Genomic DNA, 18,280 nt, shown 5'->3' with positions numbered 1-18,280 from the left:
CAAGCCCGCTGCGCTCGTCAGGGCAAGCGACGCGTGCGGAGGGGCTAGGACAGAGAATGCGAAAATGCTACATGCCGGGCGGGCAAATGGGGCGGCATGACCTTCACTTCTTTTCAGTTCGGCATCTTCGTCGCGATCGTGTTCGGCGTCTATTACCTGCCTTCACTGCGCAGCTTCCAGGTCCCGCTGCTCGTCCTTGCAAGCGTGTTCTTCTACGGCTTCGGCCAGCCCGAGTTGCTGCCGCTGCTGCTGGTCGCCGTCCTCGGCACCTATCTCTGCCTGGTGCTGGCGTTCGAGAATCGAACTTTCTGGATGCCGGCCGGCATCGTCTTCAATCTCGGCCTGCTGGCGTTCTTCAAATACAAGTTCCTGTTCGTTGACGCCGCCGCAGTCCATCTCACCGGCGTCGCGCCGGTCGACTTCCTGCTGCGGCTGCCGTTGCCGATCGGCATCTCGTTCTTCGTGTTCCACAATATCAGCCTGCTGGTCGACCTGACGCGCGAGAAGCGTACCGTTCGCTTGCGCGAGGTGTTCCTCTACATCATCTTCTTCCCGCAGCTGGTGTCCGGCCCGATCACGCGTGCGGCCCAGTTCATGCCGCAGATCGTTCCCAAGCGGATCAGTGACGTGGCCTTCGTCGAGGCCGCGAAGTGGATCCTGGTCGGGTATTTCTTCAAGCTGTATGTGGCGAACAATCTCAACGAGATGACGTCCTATATATGGACTTCCCGCTCTACGAGACGCTGCGCACGCAGGATCGCTGGCTGCTGGTGTTCCTCTACAGCTACCAGATCTACGCCGACTTCTTCGGCTACTCCGCGATCGCGCTCGGCCTCGGCCTGCTGTTCGGCTATCGCCTGCCCGTGAACTTCAACCTGCCCTACATCTCGACCTCATTCTCGGAGTTCTGGACGCGTTGGCACATCTCGTTGTCGAGCTGGCTCAGGACCTATTTGTACATTCCGCTCGGCGGCAACCGTCATGGACCGACACGAACCACTCTCAACCTGATGATCGTGATGACGCTCGGCGGGCTCTGGCATGGTGCAAGCCTGAGCTACGCCCTGTGGGGCATGGCGCACGGGTTCCTGCTCGTGATCGAACGACCGTTCCTGAAGCTCCTGGGGGATGGAAGCCCTGCGGTACGGGTAATCCGGATGGGCATCGTGTTCTTCTGCGTCACGATGCTCTGGATCTTCTTCAAGCTGCCGAACTTCGACCACGCGCTCAGCTACCTCAAGGGAATGTTCATGGCGACGGACGCGCCCAATCCGCCGAAACTGTTCACCAATCTGGCTTTGCTCTACGCCTTGCCGGTGATCATCCAGCATGCGGGCATCGGCGCGCTGATCGAAGGCCGATTGCGGCGATGGGAGCCGTATCTCTATGGCGCGCTCGCGGCGCTCGCGTGTCTCGAGGCGGGGCCCGACAGCACTTTCATCTACTTCCAGTTCTGACATGCAGCAGGATGTGACGCTTTCATGGCTGGTCAAGTGCGCGGTGGCAGCTGCCGCGGTGCTGCTGGCCTGCGCCTTCACCACGGCGCGCTTCGGCTCGGCCCTGCAGCAGCCGGCGGTCACGACCCGCGGCGGCAGCCTCGTCAGCCTCAACCGCTATGTGCGGGATCCCACGCCTGATGTCGTGGTGGTCGGCAGCTCGGTCGCCTGGCGCCTCAAGGAGGAGTATTTCTGGCCTCCGCGCGTCCGCAATCTTTCGTTGGCCGGCGGCTCGCCGTTGACAGGTCTCGAGATCGTCGCGAACCGGCCGAACCCGCCGAAGATCGTGCTGATCGAGACGAATGTACTGACGCGCGAGACGGACAGCGCGCTGATCGAGAAATTTTCCGGCGGCGCGCGCACGGAAGCGCTGCTGTTGCGCCCGGTGCGGACAGCGATCGCGGGCTATGAAACGTGGAAACACGGTGAACCCGATCCCGCCCGGGCGCGCGCCGAGCGGGATCGCCTGCTCAGCCGGCCGCCGAGCACGTTCGACAACAAGGTCTATCTCGACCGTGCGCTGGAGCAGATGAACGAAGCCGAGCCGACCGTGCCAACTCGCGCCAATGTGGTCCGCATCAGGCAGCTCATCGACACGCTGCAGCGGCGCGGCACCCGCGCGTTTCTGATCCACGTTCCCTTTGCGCCGGAGATCGAAGGCTCCCGCATGGTCCGGATGACCAACGAGATCGTCAACGAGGCCTTCCCGGATCGCGCGCTTTGGCTCCCGATCGATCCGCCACAAAGCGAGCTGCGTTGGGACGACGGCGTGCATCTTGACGAACGCTCCGCCCTGATCGTCGTGCGCGCCATCGAGAGCGCCTTGGCCGCGCAGGATAACACGCGCCGCCCGTAGCGGAGGACCGGCGACTACGGCGCCGCCGTGGTCACGCCGCCGTCGATGACGATGGTCTGTCCCGTCATGAAGCTCGACGCGTCGGAGGCGAGGTAGGCCACCGCGCCTGCGATTTCGTCGGGCTCGCCGATGCGGCGTAGCGGCGTGGTGGCGGTGCGGCGCTTTAGATTCGCTTCGTCTTCCCACAGCGCGCGGGCGAAATCGGTTTTCACGAGGCCGGGCGCGATGCAGTTGACGCGGACGCCCTTCGGGCCCCATTCGCCGGCGAGCGAACGACACAGCGCGAAGTCGGCGGCCTTGGAGATGCCGTAGGCGCCGATCACGGTCGAGCCGCGCAGGCCACCGATCGAGGAGATGATGACGACGGAGCCGTTCCCGCGCTCGGCCATCTGCGGGATCGTCAGCGCGGAGAGCCAGATGTTGCTCTTGACGTTGCTGCCCATGATCTTGTCGAAGGCCTCGTCGGTGATGTCGAGCAGCGGGCCGTAATACGGATTCACCGCGGCATTGCAGACGAGGATGTCGATCTTGCCATAGTGCTTGGTCGCACCCGCGATCAGTGCCTCGACCTCTTGCTTGCGCGCGATGTTGCAGGGGATGACGGTGGCGTCACCACCGGCCGCCTCGATGCCGTCGGCGACCTCCTGGCAGGCATCGGCCTTGCGCGAGGAGACCACCACTTTGGCGCCGAGCTTTGCGAGCAGTTCGGCGGAGGAGCGGCCGATGCCGCGGCTGGAGCCGGTGACCACGGCGACCTTGCCGGTGAGATCGAACGGGGTATTTTTCATTGTTGTTGGGCTCCGTTGATTCCGTTGACTTCGTCGTTGCGAGCGCAGCGAAGCAATCCAGGATCTTTCCACGGAGAAAGTCTGGATTGCTTCGTCGTTGCGCTCCTCGCAATGACGGCAGTGGCGCTCAGATCAACCCGCCACCATCCGCGACGCGGCGCTGGTGGTAGTCGGTGTCACCAAAGCTGTTCTCGATCATGGTCAGGCGCTTGAAGTAGTGGCCGATCTTCGCCTCCATGGTCATGCCGATGCCGCCGTGGAGCTGGATCGCCTGCTGGCCCACGAACTTCAGCGACTTGCCGATCTGCACCTTGGCCGCGGCAACGGCGTTGCTGCGTTCCTTGGCGTCCTCGAAATCAGCAGCCATGGTCGCAAACATCGACATCGATCGCGCCTGCTCGGCGGCGACGAACATGTCGGAGGCGCGGTGCTGCAGGCTCTGGAACGAGCCGATCGCGACGCCGAACTGCTTGCGCGTCTTGATATACTCGACGGTGGACTTGAGCGATTCGTCCATCAGGCCGACCGCTTCGGCGCAGAGCGCGATGCGGGCTTCGTCGACCACACGCTCGATCAGCGCAAGCGAATCGTCGGGATTGCCGAGCGCTGCATCGGCACCGACCTCGACGCCGGTGAAGGTGATGTCGGCGGCGTGCAGGCCGTCCTGGGTCGGGTACGACTTCCTGGCGACGCCCTTGGCGTCGGCCGGCACCAGGAACACGCCGATGCCGCTCTTGTCGCGCCGCTCGCCCTTGGTGCGCGCGGTCACGATGAGGGTATCTGCGTTCTCGCCGTTGAGCACGACGAACTTCTCGCCGTCGATGACCCAACCATCACCCTTCTTCTTCGCCGTCGTGGTGACATCGAAGAGATCGTAGCGCGAGTTCTTCTCGAGCTGGGCAAAGGCGAGCGTCTTGCTGCCGTCGACGATGCCGGGCACATGCGCGGCCTTCTGCGCATCGCTGCCCGCATGGCGCAGGAAGCCGCCGCCGATCACGACGGTTGCGAGATAAGGCTCGAGCACCAGCGCCTTGCCGAGCGCTTCCATCACGATCATGGTCTCGACGCCGCCGCCGCCGAAGCCGCCATCGGCCTCCGCGAAGGGCAGTCCGAGCAGGCCCTGCTCAGCGAGCTTGCCCCAGACGGTCCGGCTCCAGCCGCCCTTCTCCTTCATGTACTTCTTGCGGCTCTCGAAATCGTAGGAATCGGTCAAGAGGCCGTCGATGCTTTCCTTGAGAAGCCGTTGCTCCTCGTTCAGATCAAAATCCATGTTTCTCTCCAAATCGGCCGGACTTGCCGCGCCGTCGCCTCACTCTCGGACGTCATCCTTGACTCACAGCCCCAGCACCGCCTTGGCGATGATGTTGCGCTGGATCTCGTTGGAGCCGCCGTAGATCGAGACCTTGCGGTTGTTGAAGTAGCTCGGCGCAATCTGGGCGGTCCAGTCCATGGCTTCGTTCGAGCCGTCGTCGCCGTGGACGTCGTAGGGTGCCGCGAACGGGCCGATCACTTCCATCAGCAGCTCGGTGGTGGTCTGCTGGATCTCGGAGCCCTTGATCTTCAGCACGGAGGAAGCCGGATTGGGCTTGCCCTTGCCGTGCTTGCCTTCGTCGGCGACGACGCGGAGCTGCGTCAGCTCGAGTGCCTTGAGTTCGATCTCGCAGGCAGCGAGCTTGTCGCGGAAGGCCACGTCCTGGATGATCGGCTTGCCGCCGGATTCGACCTTGGAGGCGAGATCGCGGATACGGCGCAGCCGCTCCTTGGAGACGCCGACGCGCGCGATGCCGGTGCGCTCATTGCCGAGCAGGAATTTCGCGTAATCCCAGCCCTTGTTCTCCTCGCCGATCAGGTTCTCGTAGGGTACTTCGACGTCGTCGAAGAAGACCTCGTTGACCTCGACGCCGCCGTCGATGGTCTGGATCGGGCGCACGGTGACGCCCTTGGACTTCATCGAGAACACGATGAAGGAGATGCCCATCTGCTTCTTGGCGGTCGCGTCGGTACGGCACAGGCAGAAGATCATGTCGGCGTGCTGGGCAAGCGTCGTCCAGGTCTTCTGGCCGTTGATGATCCACTTGTCGCCCTTGCGCTCGGCCTTCGTCTTCAGCGAGGCGAGATCGGAGCCGGAGCCGGGTTCGGAGAAACCCTGGCACCACCAATCGTCGACATTGGCGATGCGGGGCAGATACTGCTTCTTCTGCTCTTCATTGCCGAAGGTGTAGATGACGGGGCCGACCATGCTGACGCCGAAAGCGAGTGGCTGCGGCGCGGGATAGGACTGCAGCTCCTCGTTGAAGATGTAGTGCTGCACGGACGTCCACCCCGTGCCGCCATATTGCTTCGGCCAGTGGCTGACGCCCCAGCCCTTCTTGTTGAGGATGCGCCACCACGTCACCATCTCGTCCTTCGAGAGGTGGCGGCCCTCGACCAGCTTGCGCCGCGTATCCGGCGGCACGTTGTCGCGGAAGAACGACCGCACTTCCTCGCGAAACGCCTGCTCTTCTTTCGTGAATGCGAGATCCATCGGATCCTCCTGTGAATGTGTCGTCCCGGCGAAGGCCGGGACCCATAACCACCGGCCTTCGTTGGTTCGCGAAGGCCATTGTTGTTCGTGCGCCAAACTCCTGCTGCGGAGTATGGGTCCCGGCCTTCGCCGGGACGACGGTTACTGCAACACCTCAAAAAGTCCCGCCGCGCCCATGCCGCCGCCGACGCACATGGTGACGACCGCGTATTTCGCCTTGCGGCGGCGGCCTTCGATAAGAGCATGGCCGGTGAGACGCGCGCCCGACATGCCGTAGGGATGGCCCACCGCAATCGCGCCGCCATCGACGTTGATCTTGTCGGGGTCGATGCCGAGCTTGTCGCGGCAATACAGCACCTGCACCGCGAAGGCTTCGTTCAGCTCCCAGAGGCCGATGTCGTCGACGGTAAGGCCGTGGCGCTTGAGCAGTCGCGGCACCGCAAACACCGGGCCGATGCCCATCTCGTCCGGCTCGCAGCCGGCGGAGACGAAGCCGCGGAAGATGCCGAGCGGCTTGAGCCCGCGCTTCGCCGCTTCCTTGTCGCTCATGATCACAGAGGCGCTGGCGCCGTCGGAAAGCTGGCTGGCATTGCCGGCGGTGACGCTGAATCCCTCGCCGCGCACGGCCTTGAGGCCGGCGAGGCCTTCTGCGGTGGTCTCGGGGCGCGGGCCCTCGTCCTGCGACAGCGTGACGTCCTTGAACGAGACTGCACCGGTCGCCTTGTCGGTCACCGCCATCCTGGTGGTGATTGGCGCGAGCTCGTCCTTGAACTTGCCGCCCTGCTGGGCAGCGGCGGTACGGCGCTGGCTCTCCAGCGAATATTCGTCCTGCTTCTCGCGCGAGATGCCGTAGCGCTTGGCCACGATTTCGGCGGTGTCGATCATGGGCATGTAGACCTCCCCCTTGATCTCGAGCAGCGCCGGGTCCTGGGCATGGAAGCCGTTCATCTTGTCGTTCTGCACCAGCGAGATCGACTCGCCGCCGCCGCCGACCGCGATCTTGAGGCCGTCGAAAATCACCGAGCGCGCGGCGAGCGCGATCGCCTGCAGGCCCGAGGCGCATTGCCGGTCGATGGTGGTGCCGGCAACGGTGACCGGCAGGCCGGCACGGAGCAGCGCCTTGCGCGCGATATTGCCGCCGGTCGCGCCCTGCTGCAGCGCCGCACCCATCACGACGTCCTCGACCTCCTTCGGATCAATCTTGGCACGCGCGACGGCCTCCCCGATGGCGTGGCCGAGCAGGGTTGCGCCCTCGGTGGCGTTGAGCGCGCCGCGATAGGCCTTGCCGATCGGGGTGCGGGCGGTGGAAACGATGACGGCGTCGGTCAAGAGCGATCTCCTGATGCAAGTTGGGTGGCAAGTTGGGCGGATTGTGATGGTTTCTGCTGCTGGCGCAACTCATGGCGCGACAGCTTCCCGACCGGCGTGCGCGGCAGATCGTCGACGAATTCGACCTCCGCCGGCAATTCGTGCTTGCCGAGCTTGCCGGCAAGCTGCGCGCGCAGCTCGTCGAGCGAGAACGGCTTTGCATCCGGCTTCAGCTTGATGAAGGCTTTGGCGGCCTCCCCCCGGTACTGGTTGGGAATGCCGAGCACGATCACCTCGTGCACGCCTGATATGGTGTAGATCGCCTGCTCGATCATCTGCGGATAGACGTTGAAGCCGCCGGAGATGATCATGTCCTTCTTGCGGTCGACCAGGAAGAAATAGCCGTCGGTGTCGACATAGCCGATGTCGCCGGTGAGGAAGCGGCCGTCGACGAAGGCCTCCGCGGATCCCTCGGGCTTGTTCCAGTAGCCTTTGGTGACGTTCGGGCCCTTGATGCGGATCTCGCCGACTTCACCCGGCGGCAGCAGTTTCGTGGGATCTTCCAGGGAAACGACGTCGAGCTCGATGCCGGGCAGCATCAGGCCGATCGAGCCGGACTTGTCAGGACCTGTGGGCGGATGGCCGGTGCCGGGCGAGCAGGTCTCGGTCATGCCCCAGCCGCTGCGCAGCTTCTTGCCGACCTTGCGTTCGAAGAAATTCGCGATCTCCACCGGCAGCGGCGCACCGCCCGAGCCGATCGTCGCCAGCGAAGAGAAATCGCGCTTGTCGAGATCTGGAAGGGCTGCGATCGCGATCCACATCGTCGGCACGCCGGGAAAATAAGTCGCGCGCTTGACCTCGATGTCCCGCATCACCGCTTCGACGTCAAAACGCTGATGCAGCGAGATCAGATTGCCGCGCCTGAGAGAGGACAGCAGCACGACGGTGAGCGCATAGATGTGGAACAGCGGCAACACGCAGATCACGCGCTCAACGACGTCGCCACGCGTCGCACGCGACGGCTTGCCCCAGACGTCATAGATCGACACGGCCGAGGTGAGATTGCCGTGGGTCAGCATCGCGCCTTTGGGCAGGCCGGTGGTGCCGCCGGTATATTGCAGCAGCGCGACGTCGTCGGCCGTCACCGACGGCCACTGCGCCGGCGCGGTCACGCCGTCGACGAAGGCCTTGAAGGTGACGATGCGGGGGTCGCTGGGGATCGCGGCCTGCGGCGTGCCAATCTTGCCCCAATCGTCGTCCTCGCAGACGACCAGGCGGTCGATCAGGCCCTTCTCCAGGAATTTCAGCGCGGTCGGCAGCAGCGCCGCAAGGTTGGAGGTGACGAGCAGGCGCGAACCGGAATCGGAGACCTTGTGCGTCAGCGCGATCTCGCCGTCGAGCGGTGAGAGATGCGCGACGCGGGCGCCGGCCTTGAGCGCGCCGAAGAAATTGACGGGATGGTCCGGCGTATTGCCGAGGAACAGCGCGATGGATGTGTTCTTGCCGCAGCCGGCGCGCAGGAACGCGGCAGCCGCACGCTCCGCCATCGCGGCGAGTTCGGTGTAGGTGATCGGACGTTCCCGGAATTCCAGCGCGGTGCGCGGGCCGTACTCGGCCGCGGCTTTTGCCAGCAGGTCAGGCAGCGAACCCTGGACGATGGTGTCGTCCCAGCGCACGCCTTCGGGATAAAACTGTTCGCCGGGATGGGTCATTAGGGATCGTTACTCTGCAAGTCGGTCGTGACGGTATCGTTAGGTGGGCACAAGCGGACCGGCTCCCTTCCCCCTTGTGGGGAAGGGTTGGGGAAGGGGGTGGCCACAAACGCCGGCGCCCGGGGCTACCCCCCTCCCTGACCCTCCCCCACAAGGGGGGAGGGAACGGAGAGACCTTTGCCCGCGGCGAGACATCACAGCCACCGCCAATACCATCAAGCCGCTTTCGATGTCGCGGCCAACGACGCGAAGGTCTTGCCCTCCGCCGCGAGCTTCTTCAGCAGTGGCGCGGGCTCGAGGCTCGGATCGTTGGTCTCCTTCGCGTAAAAGGAGAGACGGTCGGCGATGTGCTTGAGGCCGACGGTGTCGGCCCAGAACATCGGGCCGCCGCGGTAGATCGGCCAGCCATAGCCATAGAGCCAGACCACGTCGATATCGGAGGGGCGCGCAGCGATGCCTTCTTCCAGGATCTTCGCACCCTCGTTGATCATCGGATACATCATGCGTTCGAGGATCTCGTCGTCGCTGACGATTCGCTTCTTGCGGCCCAAACGAAGCAGCGTCTCGTCGATCAGCTTCTCGACTTCGGGATCGGGCAGCGCCGAACGGGAGCCGGCTTCGTACTTGTAATAGCCCTTGCCGGTCTTCTGGCCGAAGCGACCGGCTTCGCAGAGCGCATCCGCGATCTCCGACTTGATGCCGCGGTCCTTGCGCGAGCGCCAGCCGATGTCGAGACCGGCGAGGTCGCCCATCGCGAACGGCCCCATCGGCATGCCGAACTTCGTCACGACGGCGTCGACCTGCTGCGGAAGCGCGCCTTCGAACAGCAGCTTCTCGGACTGCTTGCCGCGCTGGGCCAGCATGCGGTTGCCGACAAAGCCGTCGCAGACGCCGACCACGGCCGGCACCTTTGCGATCTTGCGCGCGATCGAGACCGCCGTCACAAGGGCATCCGGCGCGGTCTTGTCGGCGCGCACGATCTCGCACAATTTCATGACGTTGGCGGGCGAGAAGAAGTGCATGCCGAGCACGTCCTGCGGACGCTTGGTCGACTTCGCGATCTCGTCGATGTTCAGGTACGAGGTGTTGGAGGCGAGCACGGCGCCCGGCTTGACGTACTGGTCGAGCTTGCCGAACACTTCCTTCTTCACCGCCATGGTCTCGAACACGGCTTCGATGACGAGGTCGGCATCGCCGACGTTCTCGATGCCCACGACGCCGTTGATCAGCGCCATGCGCTTGGCGGGCGCATCCGCCGGGATGCCGCCGCGGGCCGCGGTCGCTTCCCAGTTCTTCTGCATGATGCCCATGCCGCGCTTGAGCTGTTCCTCGCCGGTCTCGATCAGGGTGACGGGAACGCCGGCATTGGCAAAGGACATCGCGATGCCGCCGCCCATCGTGCCGGCGCCGAGGATGGCGACGCGGTTCACGGGCCGCGGCTTGGTGCCTTCAGGAACGCCGGCGATCTTGCTGGCCTCGCGCTCGGCGAAAAAGGCATAACGCTGCGCCTTGGACTGATCGCTGGCGACGAGCTTCAGGAAGCCCTCGCGCTCCTTCTTGAGGCCCTCGTCGAACGGCAGGTCGATGGCGTAACCGACGGCGTCGGCCGCCGCGAACGGCGCTTCCAGGCCGCGTGCCTTCTTGGTCATGGCGGCCACCGCATTGGTGAAGATCGAGCGGTCGGCCTTGGCCGCCGCGATCTTGGAATCATCGTCGCGCAGACGGCGCAGCGGACGCTTTTCGGCCAGCAGCTTTCGCACGAAAGCTTCGCCTCCGGCAGCCGGGCCCTCGACGATCTCCTCGATCAGACCGTTCTTCAGGGCTTCCGCAGCGCCGATGGGATCACCACCGACGATCATCTTGACCGCAAGCTCCGGTCCGACCGCGCGCGGCAGGCGCTGGGTGCCGCCGGCGCCCGGCAGCAGGCCGAGCTTCACTTCGGGCAGGCCGAGCTTGGCTTCCTTCACCGCGACGCGGAAATGACAGGCGAGCGCGACCTCGAGGCCGCCGCCGAGCGCAGTGCCGTGGATCGCGGCCACGACCGGCTTCGGAGAATTCTCGATCTCGGAAAGCACGTCGTTGAGGGCGGGCGGCTTCGGCGGCTTGCCGAATTCGGTGATGTCGGCGCCCGCGATGAAGGTGCGGCCGGCACAGGTCAGCACGATGCCCTTGATCGCGGGATCGGCGATTGCGGCCTTGATGCACTCCAGAATTCCGCCGCGGACCGCGGCGCTCAGTGCATTCACCGGAGGGCTGTCGACCGTGACGATCCCGACTTCGTCATGACGCTCAAGCTTGACCACTTCGCTCACGGTGTCCCTCCTTGGTGGGGTAACTTTTGTTCAATTTCGCACTGCGGAATTTAATTCCGCATCTTGACGGCAGGGTTATTTTGAAGCACGTGGCTTGTCAACGACTCCGCGCAAGAAGCAGATCTGGGATGAAGCGTACAGGAAAGAAGCCCGCGACCGATCGGAATTTCGTCGTCGCGCTTTCCCGCGGACTAGACGTATTGCGCGCATTCCAGCCCAGTGACGGACTTCTTGGCAATCAGGAAATCGCGGCCCGCACCAATTTGCCCAAGCCGACGGTTTCGCGGCTGACCTATACGTTGACCAAGCTCGGCTATCTGACGCCGGTTCCCCGCTTCGAGAAATATCAGCTTGCGCCGGCCGCGATGGCGCTCGGCTACGCCGCGTTGTCCAATCTCGGCGTTCGGCATTTGTCCGAACCGTTCCGCGAGGAGATGATGCGCGCAACCGGCGGAGCCGTTGCCGTCGGCGGCCGCGACCGTCACAGCATGATCTATTTCGGGCAAAGCCGCGGCAGCGAGACGGTCGGCGTTCAACTTGACGTCGGCTCCCGCGTGCCGATTGCAACCAGCGCGATGGGCCGCGCCTATTTCTGGGCGCTCGAGGAAAACGATCGGGCGGAACTGTCTCGTGTCTTGCGCGAACATTACGGCAGCCGCTGGCCCAAGATGCGCGACGGGCTGGAGCGTTCCGGCGAGACCGTCGCGAAATACGGATTTGCGATTTCGGTCGGCGACTGGCACGACGACATCGGCGCGGCCGGCGTCGCGCTCAGGCTCAACGACGGAACCGGTCCTTACGCATTCAATTGCGGCGCGCCCGCATTCCGCTTCACGGAAGAGCGTTTGATCAACGACATTGGACCGCGTCTGCTTGCGATGGTAAGGAACATCGAAGCGGCACTTGGGGGTCTGATGCCGCATTCCAAAAAAGACGTCAGCAAAAAGCTGAAATCAGGAGGGAAAGTTGCGCGTGTGGCCGAGGGGATCAGATAGCCTTTGTCGTCATCGGGAGCGGTTCACATCGCCCCTTCGCTCACTGAACACAGTGGGCGAGACGAGATGACGCAGGCACAGCTCGCGCAGGGGACATCGCCCCTGCTCGCGGTTCGCGACGTCAGCGTCGTGTTCGGCGGCATCGTCGCGCTCAACGGCGTGTCCTTTGACATGCACAAGGGCCAGATCCTCGGCTTGATCGGCCCTAACGGCGCCGGCAAGACCACGCTCTTCAACTGCCTCTCGCGGCTCTACCAGCCGTCGTCCGGCGACATCCTGATGGAAGGCGCGAGCATCCTGACGCGCCCGCCGCACCGGATCGCTGAGATCGGCATCGGCCGCACCTTCCAGAACGTGGCGCTGTTTCCGAACCTCTCGGTGATGGACAATGTCCGCGTCGGCACCCATGCGCGCACCTCCAGCGACATCATCAGCGACTCGCTGCGGCTGGCCTGGGTTCGCCGCAGCGAGAGCGACGTCAACAAGAAGGTGCACGAGATCCTCGCCTATCTCGACCTCGAGGACGTCGCCCACACCGTCGTGTCGGGCCTGCCCTTCGGCACGCAGAAGCGCGTCGAGCTGGCGCGCGCGCTCGCTGCAGATCCGAAAATCCTGCTGCTCGACGAGCCCGCCGGCGGCCTCAACCACGAGGAAGTCTACGCGCTCGGCGATCTCATTCGTCGCATCCGCGACGACCGCCACATGACCGTGCTCCTGGTCGAGCATCACATGGGCCTCGTGATGTCGATCGCCGACCACGTCGTGGCACTGAATTTCGGCAAGAAGCTCGCGGAAGGCACGCCGGCCCAGGTGCAGGCGGATCCCGAAGTCATCAAAGCCTATCTCGGGAGCAAGGACCAATGACGACGCTGCTCAACGTCAAGGACCTGCGCGCCTATTACGGCCAGGTCCAGGCGCTCCACGGCCTGTCCTTCTCGCTCAACGAGGGATCGCTGACCACACTGCTGGGGGCCAACGGCGCCGGCAAGACCACCACGCTGCGCGCGATCTGCAACATGGTGCGCTCGACCGGCGGCATCGAGTTCGACGGCAAGCCGCTGAACAACCGCTCCACCGAGAGCATCGTGCGGTTCGGCATCGCCCATGTGCCGCAGGGCCGCGGCACCTTCACTACCATGACGGTGGAGGAAAACCTCCAGCTCGGCGCCATCACCCGCAAGGACAGCGCCGGCATCGTCTCCGACATCGAGCGCATGTATGCGCATTTCCCGGTACTCAAGCAGCGGCATACCCAGCAGGCCGGCACGCTCTCGGGCGGCGAGCAGCAGATGCTCGCGGTCGCCCGCGCCCTGATGCTGCGGCCGCGGCTGATGCTGCTGGACGAGCCTTCGTTCGGCCTGGCGCCGCTCGTCGTGCGCGACCTGTTCGGCATCCTCGGCAAGATCAATCGCGAGGACAAGGTGTCGATCCTGGTGGTCGAGCAGAACGCCCAGCTCGCGCTCGAGCTCGCCGACCAGGCCTATGTGATCGAGACCGGACGCATCGTGATGTCGGGCAACGCCAAGGACATCGCGAACAACGAAGAAATCCGCAAATCCTATCTGGGTTACTGAGGAGCCGGCACGATGGAGCTGTTCACCAACCAAGTGCTGGCCGGCATCGCCACGGGCGCGATCTACGCCTGCATGGCGCTCGCCGTGGTCATGATCTACCAGGCGATCGACCATCTCAACTTCGCGCAGGGCGAGATGGCGATGTTCTCGACCTTCATCTCCTGGCAACTGATGCAATGGGGCATTCCCTATTGGGGCGCGTTCATCATCGCGCTGGCGCTCTCCTTCGTCGGCGGCATCGCGATCGAGCGCATCCTGTTCAAGCCGCTCGCCAAGGCGCCGGTGCTGACCAATGTCGCCGGCTTCATCGCGCTCTATGCGATCATCAACTCCTCGGCCGGCCTGATCTGGGACTTCACCATCAAGCAGTATCCGACCCCGTTCGGCTCCTCGCCGTTCCTCGGCAGCCAGCTGATCTCGACCCACCAGGCCGGCATGATCGGCGTCACGGTGCTGCTGCTGCTCGGCCTCTACTTCTTCTTCCAGTACACCAAGATCGGCCTGGCCATGCGCGCGGCCGCCTCCGTGCCTGAATCGGCCCGGCTGGTCGGCATCAACACGAGCTGGATGATCGCGCTGGGCTGGGGCATGGCGTCCGCGATCGGTGCGATCGCCGGCATGCTGATCGCACCGGTCGTGTTCCTCGAGCCCAACATGATGGGCGGCGTGCTGATCTACGGCTTCGCCGCGGCGGTGCTCGGCGGACTGACCAGCCCGTTCGGCGCCGTGGTGGGCGGCTTCCTGGTCGGTGTGTTCGAAAACCTCGCCGGCACCTACATTCCCGGCGTCGGCAACGAGCTGAAGCTTCCGATCGCGCTGGCGCTGATCATTTCCGTCCTGGTCGTCAAACCCGCTGGCCTGTTCGGCCGGCAAATCGTCAAGCGAGTTTGATCATGAGCGCTGCAGAAGACGTCGTCACGGAAGCCCCGGCCGTCGAGGCGGTTCCGAAGCGGGCGATGACGCTGGGCACGGGCACTTCCCTGTTGGTGCTGGCGGTGCTGTTGATCGTGCCGGTGTTCGTCAAGAACTTCATCATCTTCCAGATGACGATGCTCCTGATCTACGGGCTCGCGGTGCTGGCCTTGAACATCCTGACGGGCGGCTCCGGCCAGTTCTCGCTCGGCCAGAGCGCCTTCTACGCCGTGGGCGCTTATACGTCGGCGGTGCTGATGGAGTACTTCAACGTCAACTATGCACTGACAATTCCGATTTCCGCGGCGGTCTGCTTCGGATTCGGCTACCTGTTCGGCAAGCCGGCGCTGCGGCTGTCGGGCGTCTATCTCGCGCTGGCGACCTTTGCGCTTGCCACCGCGATGCCGCAGCTCTTGAAGCTGAACTTCCTTGAGCACTGGACCGGCGGCGTGCAGGGCCTCGTCGTCACCAAGCCCGACGCGCCGTTCGGGCTGCCGATGTCGCAGGACACCTGGCTCTACTACTTCTCGCTCGCCGTCGTGCTCGCGATCTACATCTTCTCGGTCAACCTGCTGCGCTCCCGCTCGGGCCGCGCCTTCATGGCGATCCGCGACAACGAGATCGCGGCCTCCTCGATGGGCGTCAACGTCGCGCTGTACAAGACGCTGGCCTTCGGCGTGTCCGCCGGCATCACCGGCGTTGCCGGCTCGCTCGGCGCCATCGCCGTGCAGTTCGTCGCGCCCGACAGCTACACGATCACGCTGGCGATCTCGCTGTTCCTCGGCATGGTCGTCGGTGGCGTCGGCTGGCTGCCCGGCTCGTTCGTCGGCGCAGCCTTCATCATCTTCGTGCCGAACATGGCGGAGGGTATCTCCAAGGGCCTCTCCGGCGCCGTATTCGGCGTACTCCTGTTCGCCGTCATCTACCTCGTGCCACACGGCGCGAGGCAGATCGCTATCATGGGCCAGCAACTCGTCGGCCGGCTCAGAAAGAACTGACAACCCGTTGATTAAGCCAAGGAGACCCGAATTGTTTTTTGAAAGAACACTGCGAACCGCTGCGCTGGTGACGGCAACGGCGGTCATCACTCTCACCTCCGGCGCCGCATTCGCCCAGAAAAAATACGACACCGGCGCGTCCGACACCGAGATCAAGATCGGCAACATCATGCCGTATAGCGGTCCGGCCTCGGCTTACGGCATCATCGGCAAGACCGAAGAAGCCTATTTCAAGATGATCAACGAAAAGGGCGGCATCAACGGCCGCAAGATCAACTTCGTCACCTATGACGACGGCTATTCGCCGCCGAAGGCCGTCGAGCAGGTCCGCAAGCTGGTCGAGAGCGACGAGGTGATCGTCGTGTTCAACCCGCTCGGCACGCCCTCGAACAGCGCGATCCAGAAGTACTTGAACGCCAAGAAGATCCCGCAGCTGTTCGTCGCCACCGGCGCCACCAAGTGGAACGACCCGAAGAACTTCCCCTGGACCATGGGCTGGCAGCCCTCCTACCAGAGCGAAGCGCAGATCTACGCGAAATGGCTGTTGAAGGAGAAGCCGGACGCCAAGATCGCGATCCTCTATCAGAACGACGATTTCGGCAAAGACTACCTCAAGGGCACCAAGGACGGCCTGGGCGCCAAGGGCGCGTCCATGATCGTCATGGAAGAAAGCTACGAGGTGTCGGAGCCGTCGATCGACGGTCACATCGTCAAGATCAAGGCGGCCAATCCCGACGTCCTGCTGATCTACGCGACGCCGAAGTTCGCGGCCCAAACCATCAAGAAGACCGCCGAGCTGAGCTGGAAGCCGCTGCAGATTCTCACCAACGTGTCGATCTCGGTCGGCAGCGTGATGAAGCCGGCCGGCTTCGAGGCTGCGCAGGGCGTGCTGTCGGCGGCCTATGCCAAGGACTCCACGGACCCGCAATGGGCCAACGACCCCGGCATGAAGAAGTGGAACGAGTTCGTCGACAAGTACATGCCGGGCGCCGACAAGTCCGACACCAGCATGGTCTATGGCTACGGCGCGGCGTCGACGCTGGCCAAGGTCCTCGAGATGTGCGGCGACGATCTGACCCGGGCCAACATCATGAAGCAGGCGGCCTCGTTGAAGGATTTCGCACCGGACACGCTGCTGCCCGGCGTCAAGATCAACACCGGCCCCACCGACTTCGCCCCGATCGCCCAGCTTCAGATGCAGCGTTTCAAGGGCGAGAAGTGGGAACTCTTCGGCGAGATCATCAGCGGCGACGTCGCCACCGAGTGACGTTCTGACGCAATAGTCCAACACTTCGAGAAGCCCCCGCGAATGATCGCGGGGGCTTTTTGTTGACGTCCCGCATCAATCTTGTTCAATGCGGCGGCGATCCGTTCCGGGTGGAGAAAGATGACTGCCGTTCGATTTCAAGTTGCGGCCGTTCTGGCCGCATTCGCGTTGTGCACTGCGATGAGCGGCCCGGCACTGGCGCAGAAGAAATACGACAGCGGCGCTTCCGATACCGAGATCAAGATCGGCAACATCATGCCCTATAGCGGCCCGGCGTCCGCCTATGCGGCGATCGGCAAGGCCGAGGAAGCCTATTTCAACAAGATCAATGCCGAGGGCGGCATCGGCGGCCGCAAGATCAAGTTCATCTCCTACGACGACGGCTATTCGCCGCCGAAGACGGTGGAGCAGGCCCGCAAGCTGGTCGAGAGCGACGGGGTGCTGCTGATCTTCGGCTCGCTCGGCACCTCCACCAACGGCGCCATCCGCAAATACATGAACGAGAAGAAGGTGCCGCAATTGTTCGTGGCGAGCGGCGCTTCGAAGTGGAGCGATCCGAAGCAATATCCCTGGACCATGGGCTGGCAGCCGAGCTACGCGAGCGAGGCGCGCATCTACGCCAAGTACATCATGAAAGAGAAGCCGGACGGCAAGATCGGCGTGCTCTATCAGAACGACGATTTCGGCAAGGACTATCTGAAGGGGCTGAAGGACGGCCTTGGGCCCAAGGCCTCGATGATCGTGCTGGAAGACGGTTACGACACCTCGGAGCCGGCGATCGACGAGCACGTCGTGAAATTGAAGGCCTCCGGCGCCGACATCTTCGTCAGCATCACCACCCCGAAATTTGCAGCCCAAGCGATCAAGAAGGCGGCCGAGATCGGCTGGCATCCGGTCCACATCATCTCGAACGTCTCGGCCTCGGTCGGCGGCGTGCTCGAGCCGGCGGGGCTCGAGATCTCGCAAGGCATCCTGTCGGCAAGCTACACCAAGGACGGTTCCGACCCGCAATGGAACGCCGACGACGGCATGAAGAAGTTCTACAATTTCGTCGCCAAGTACGATCCCAAGGCCAACAAGCTCGATGCCGGCGTGGTGTTCGGCTATGCCGCCGCGCAGACCATGGTGAAGGTGCTGCAAATGTGCGGCGACGACCTCACCCGCGACAACGTCATGAAGCAGGCCGCCAGCCTGAAGGATTTCGAGCCCGACACCCTGTTGCCCGGCATCAGGATCAACACCGCCGCCGATAATTTCGCCCCGATCGAGCAGCTCCAGATGATGCGGTTCAAGGGCCGGAAATGGGAGCTGTTCGGGGACATCATCTCGAGCGAGCTCGGCCACTAAGGCCGCGCAACTCAAAATCGCTCCTGATCCGTTCATCAACTCAAGACGGCTGTACCTTCTCGCAGTCGCACACGCGGGCGCCCGCCTTTGACTACTAAAGAAGCAGCCCCTGCGGCACCGTCGCAGGGGCTTTCTGTTGAAGGCATCAGGCAAATCGTATTGAATTGCGGCCGCGTCACCAAAAACAGGCA

16 protein-coding genes are annotated in these 18,280 nt (G+C 63.8%); 10 read left to right on the top strand and 6 right to left on the bottom strand.

Annotated elements, in window-relative coordinates:
* Positions 1-96: 96 nt before the first annotated feature.
* The 3 genes from C7G41_RS38195 to C7G41_RS06620 are packed head-to-tail and all read left to right on the top strand — an operon-like array spanning position 97 to position 2,352.
* Positions 97-867: a hypothetical protein gene (locus C7G41_RS38195; protein WP_245446458.1), complete on the top strand. Its 771-nt coding sequence runs from the start codon at positions 97-99 to the stop codon at positions 865-867.
* On the top strand, positions 771-1,457 hold the full coding sequence (locus tag C7G41_RS06625; protein ID WP_245446457.1) for an MBOAT family O-acyltransferase: 687 nt from the start codon (positions 771-773) through the stop codon (positions 1,455-1,457). Before C7G41_RS38195 ends, C7G41_RS06625 begins: the two co-directional genes overlap by 97 nt.
* A gap of 1 nt (position 1,458) precedes the next feature.
* A complete protein-coding gene (locus C7G41_RS06620; RefSeq protein WP_106941807.1) occupies positions 1,459-2,352 on the top strand; it encodes a hypothetical protein in 894 nt (297 codons plus the stop codon).
* A 14-nt stretch (positions 2,353-2,366) separates the two neighbouring features.
* On the opposite strand, the gene C7G41_RS06615 is transcribed toward C7G41_RS06620, so the two are convergent.
* The 6 genes from C7G41_RS06615 to C7G41_RS06590 all read right to left on the bottom strand — a co-directional run bounded on the left by C7G41_RS06615 (position 2,367) and on the right by C7G41_RS06590 (position 10,996).
* Positions 2,367-3,140 (bottom strand): SDR family NAD(P)-dependent oxidoreductase, encoded by a 774-nt coding sequence (locus tag C7G41_RS06615; protein ID WP_106941806.1) that lies wholly within the window; start codon positions 3,138-3,140, stop codon positions 2,367-2,369.
* Between the two features lie 127 nt (positions 3,141-3,267).
* Positions 3,268-4,410 carry a pimeloyl-CoA dehydrogenase small subunit gene (gene pimD / locus C7G41_RS06610; protein ID WP_106941805.1) on the bottom strand — a complete coding sequence of 381 codons (1,143 nt, stop codon included), beginning with the start codon at positions 4,408-4,410 and terminating at the stop codon, positions 3,268-3,270.
* A 63-nt stretch (positions 4,411-4,473) separates the two neighbouring features.
* Positions 4,474-5,664 (bottom strand): pimeloyl-CoA dehydrogenase large subunit, encoded by a 1,191-nt coding sequence (pimC, locus tag C7G41_RS06605; RefSeq protein ID WP_106941804.1) that lies wholly within the window; start codon positions 5,662-5,664, stop codon positions 4,474-4,476.
* Between the two features lie 141 nt (positions 5,665-5,805).
* Positions 5,806-6,993 (bottom strand): acetyl-CoA C-acyltransferase, encoded by a 1,188-nt coding sequence (locus C7G41_RS06600; RefSeq protein WP_106941803.1) that lies wholly within the window; start codon positions 6,991-6,993, stop codon positions 5,806-5,808.
* Positions 6,990-8,684 carry a dicarboxylate--CoA ligase PimA gene (gene pimA / locus C7G41_RS06595; RefSeq protein WP_106941802.1) on the bottom strand — a complete coding sequence of 565 codons (1,695 nt, stop codon included), beginning with the start codon at positions 8,682-8,684 and terminating at the stop codon, positions 6,990-6,992. The genes C7G41_RS06600 and pimA overlap by 4 nt, the downstream gene beginning before the upstream one ends.
* Before the next feature lie 215 nt (positions 8,685-8,899).
* A complete protein-coding gene (locus tag C7G41_RS06590; protein ID WP_106941801.1) occupies positions 8,900-10,996 on the bottom strand; it encodes a 3-hydroxyacyl-CoA dehydrogenase NAD-binding domain-containing protein in 2,097 nt (698 codons plus the stop codon).
* Between the two features lie 128 nt (positions 10,997-11,124).
* On the opposite strand from C7G41_RS06590, the gene C7G41_RS06585 reads away from it, so the two are divergent.
* The 7 genes from C7G41_RS06585 (at position 11,125) to C7G41_RS06555 (ending at position 18,089) form a co-directional block, all read left to right on the top strand.
* Positions 11,125-11,991 (top strand): IclR family transcriptional regulator, encoded by an 867-nt coding sequence (locus C7G41_RS06585; protein WP_199198222.1) that lies wholly within the window; start codon positions 11,125-11,127, stop codon positions 11,989-11,991.
* A 66-nt stretch (positions 11,992-12,057) separates the two neighbouring features.
* Positions 12,058-12,855, top strand: coding sequence for an ABC transporter ATP-binding protein (locus tag C7G41_RS06580; protein WP_106941800.1), 798 nt, complete (start codon positions 12,058-12,060; stop codon positions 12,853-12,855).
* Positions 12,852-13,565, top strand: coding sequence for an ABC transporter ATP-binding protein (locus C7G41_RS06575; RefSeq protein ID WP_008135694.1), 714 nt, complete (start codon positions 12,852-12,854; stop codon positions 13,563-13,565). Before C7G41_RS06580 ends, C7G41_RS06575 begins: the two co-directional genes overlap by 4 nt.
* Positions 13,566-13,577: 12 nt before the next feature.
* Positions 13,578-14,456: a branched-chain amino acid ABC transporter permease gene (locus C7G41_RS06570; protein ID WP_106941799.1), complete on the top strand. Its 879-nt coding sequence runs from the start codon at positions 13,578-13,580 to the stop codon at positions 14,454-14,456.
* 2 nt (positions 14,457-14,458) lie between these two features.
* Positions 14,459-15,475, top strand: a complete 1,017-nt coding sequence (locus tag C7G41_RS06565; RefSeq protein ID WP_106941798.1) for a branched-chain amino acid ABC transporter permease — start codon at positions 14,459-14,461, stop codon at positions 15,473-15,475.
* A gap of 31 nt (positions 15,476-15,506) precedes the next feature.
* Positions 15,507-16,742, top strand: a complete 1,236-nt coding sequence (locus C7G41_RS06560) for an ABC transporter substrate-binding protein (RefSeq protein ID WP_106941797.1) — start codon at positions 15,507-15,509, stop codon at positions 16,740-16,742.
* A gap of 120 nt (positions 16,743-16,862) precedes the next feature.
* The gene (locus C7G41_RS06555; protein ID WP_106941796.1) at positions 16,863-18,089 is read left to right on the top strand and encodes an ABC transporter substrate-binding protein; all 1,227 of its coding nucleotides are present in this window, start codon (positions 16,863-16,865) and stop codon (positions 18,087-18,089) included.
* Positions 18,090-18,280: the final 191 nt, after the last annotated feature.

This window comes from Bradyrhizobium sp. MOS002 (assembly GCF_003020115.1).
Taxonomy (GTDB): Bacteria; Pseudomonadota; Alphaproteobacteria; order Rhizobiales; family Xanthobacteraceae; genus Bradyrhizobium.
Note: the sequence above shows the minus strand (reverse complement) of the source record. Positions and strands in the feature narration are given on the sequence as shown.

Bases quoted from the DNA above. Each gene is read 5' to 3' on its own strand.
- C7G41_RS38195 (WP_245446458.1), top strand. From the start codon at position 97: ATGACCTTCACTTCTTTTCAGTTCGGCATCTTCGTCGCGATCGTGTTC.
- C7G41_RS06620 (WP_106941807.1), top strand. From the start codon at position 1,459: ATGCAGCAGGATGTGACGCTTTCATGGCTGGTCAAGTGCGCGGTGGCA.
- C7G41_RS06615 (WP_106941806.1), bottom strand. From the start codon at position 3,140: ATGAAAAATACCCCGTTCGATCTCACCGGCAAGGTCGCCGTGGTCACC.
- pimD (WP_106941805.1), bottom strand. From the start codon at position 4,410: ATGGATTTTGATCTGAACGAGGAGCAACGGCTTCTCAAGGAAAGCATC.
- pimC (WP_106941804.1), bottom strand. From the start codon at position 5,664: ATGGATCTCGCATTCACGAAAGAAGAGCAGGCGTTTCGCGAGGAAGTG.
- pimA (WP_106941802.1), bottom strand. From the start codon at position 8,684: ATGACCCATCCCGGCGAACAGTTTTATCCCGAAGGCGTGCGCTGGGAC.
- C7G41_RS06585 (WP_199198222.1), top strand. From the start codon at position 11,125: ATGAAGCGTACAGGAAAGAAGCCCGCGACCGATCGGAATTTCGTCGTC.
- C7G41_RS06580 (WP_106941800.1), top strand. From the start codon at position 12,058: ATGACGCAGGCACAGCTCGCGCAGGGGACATCGCCCCTGCTCGCGGTT.
- C7G41_RS06575 (WP_008135694.1), top strand. From the start codon at position 12,852: ATGACGACGCTGCTCAACGTCAAGGACCTGCGCGCCTATTACGGCCAG.
- C7G41_RS06570 (WP_106941799.1), top strand. From the start codon at position 13,578: ATGGAGCTGTTCACCAACCAAGTGCTGGCCGGCATCGCCACGGGCGCG.
- C7G41_RS06565 (WP_106941798.1), top strand. From the start codon at position 14,459: ATGAGCGCTGCAGAAGACGTCGTCACGGAAGCCCCGGCCGTCGAGGCG.
- C7G41_RS06555 (WP_106941796.1), top strand. From the start codon at position 16,863: ATGACTGCCGTTCGATTTCAAGTTGCGGCCGTTCTGGCCGCATTCGCG.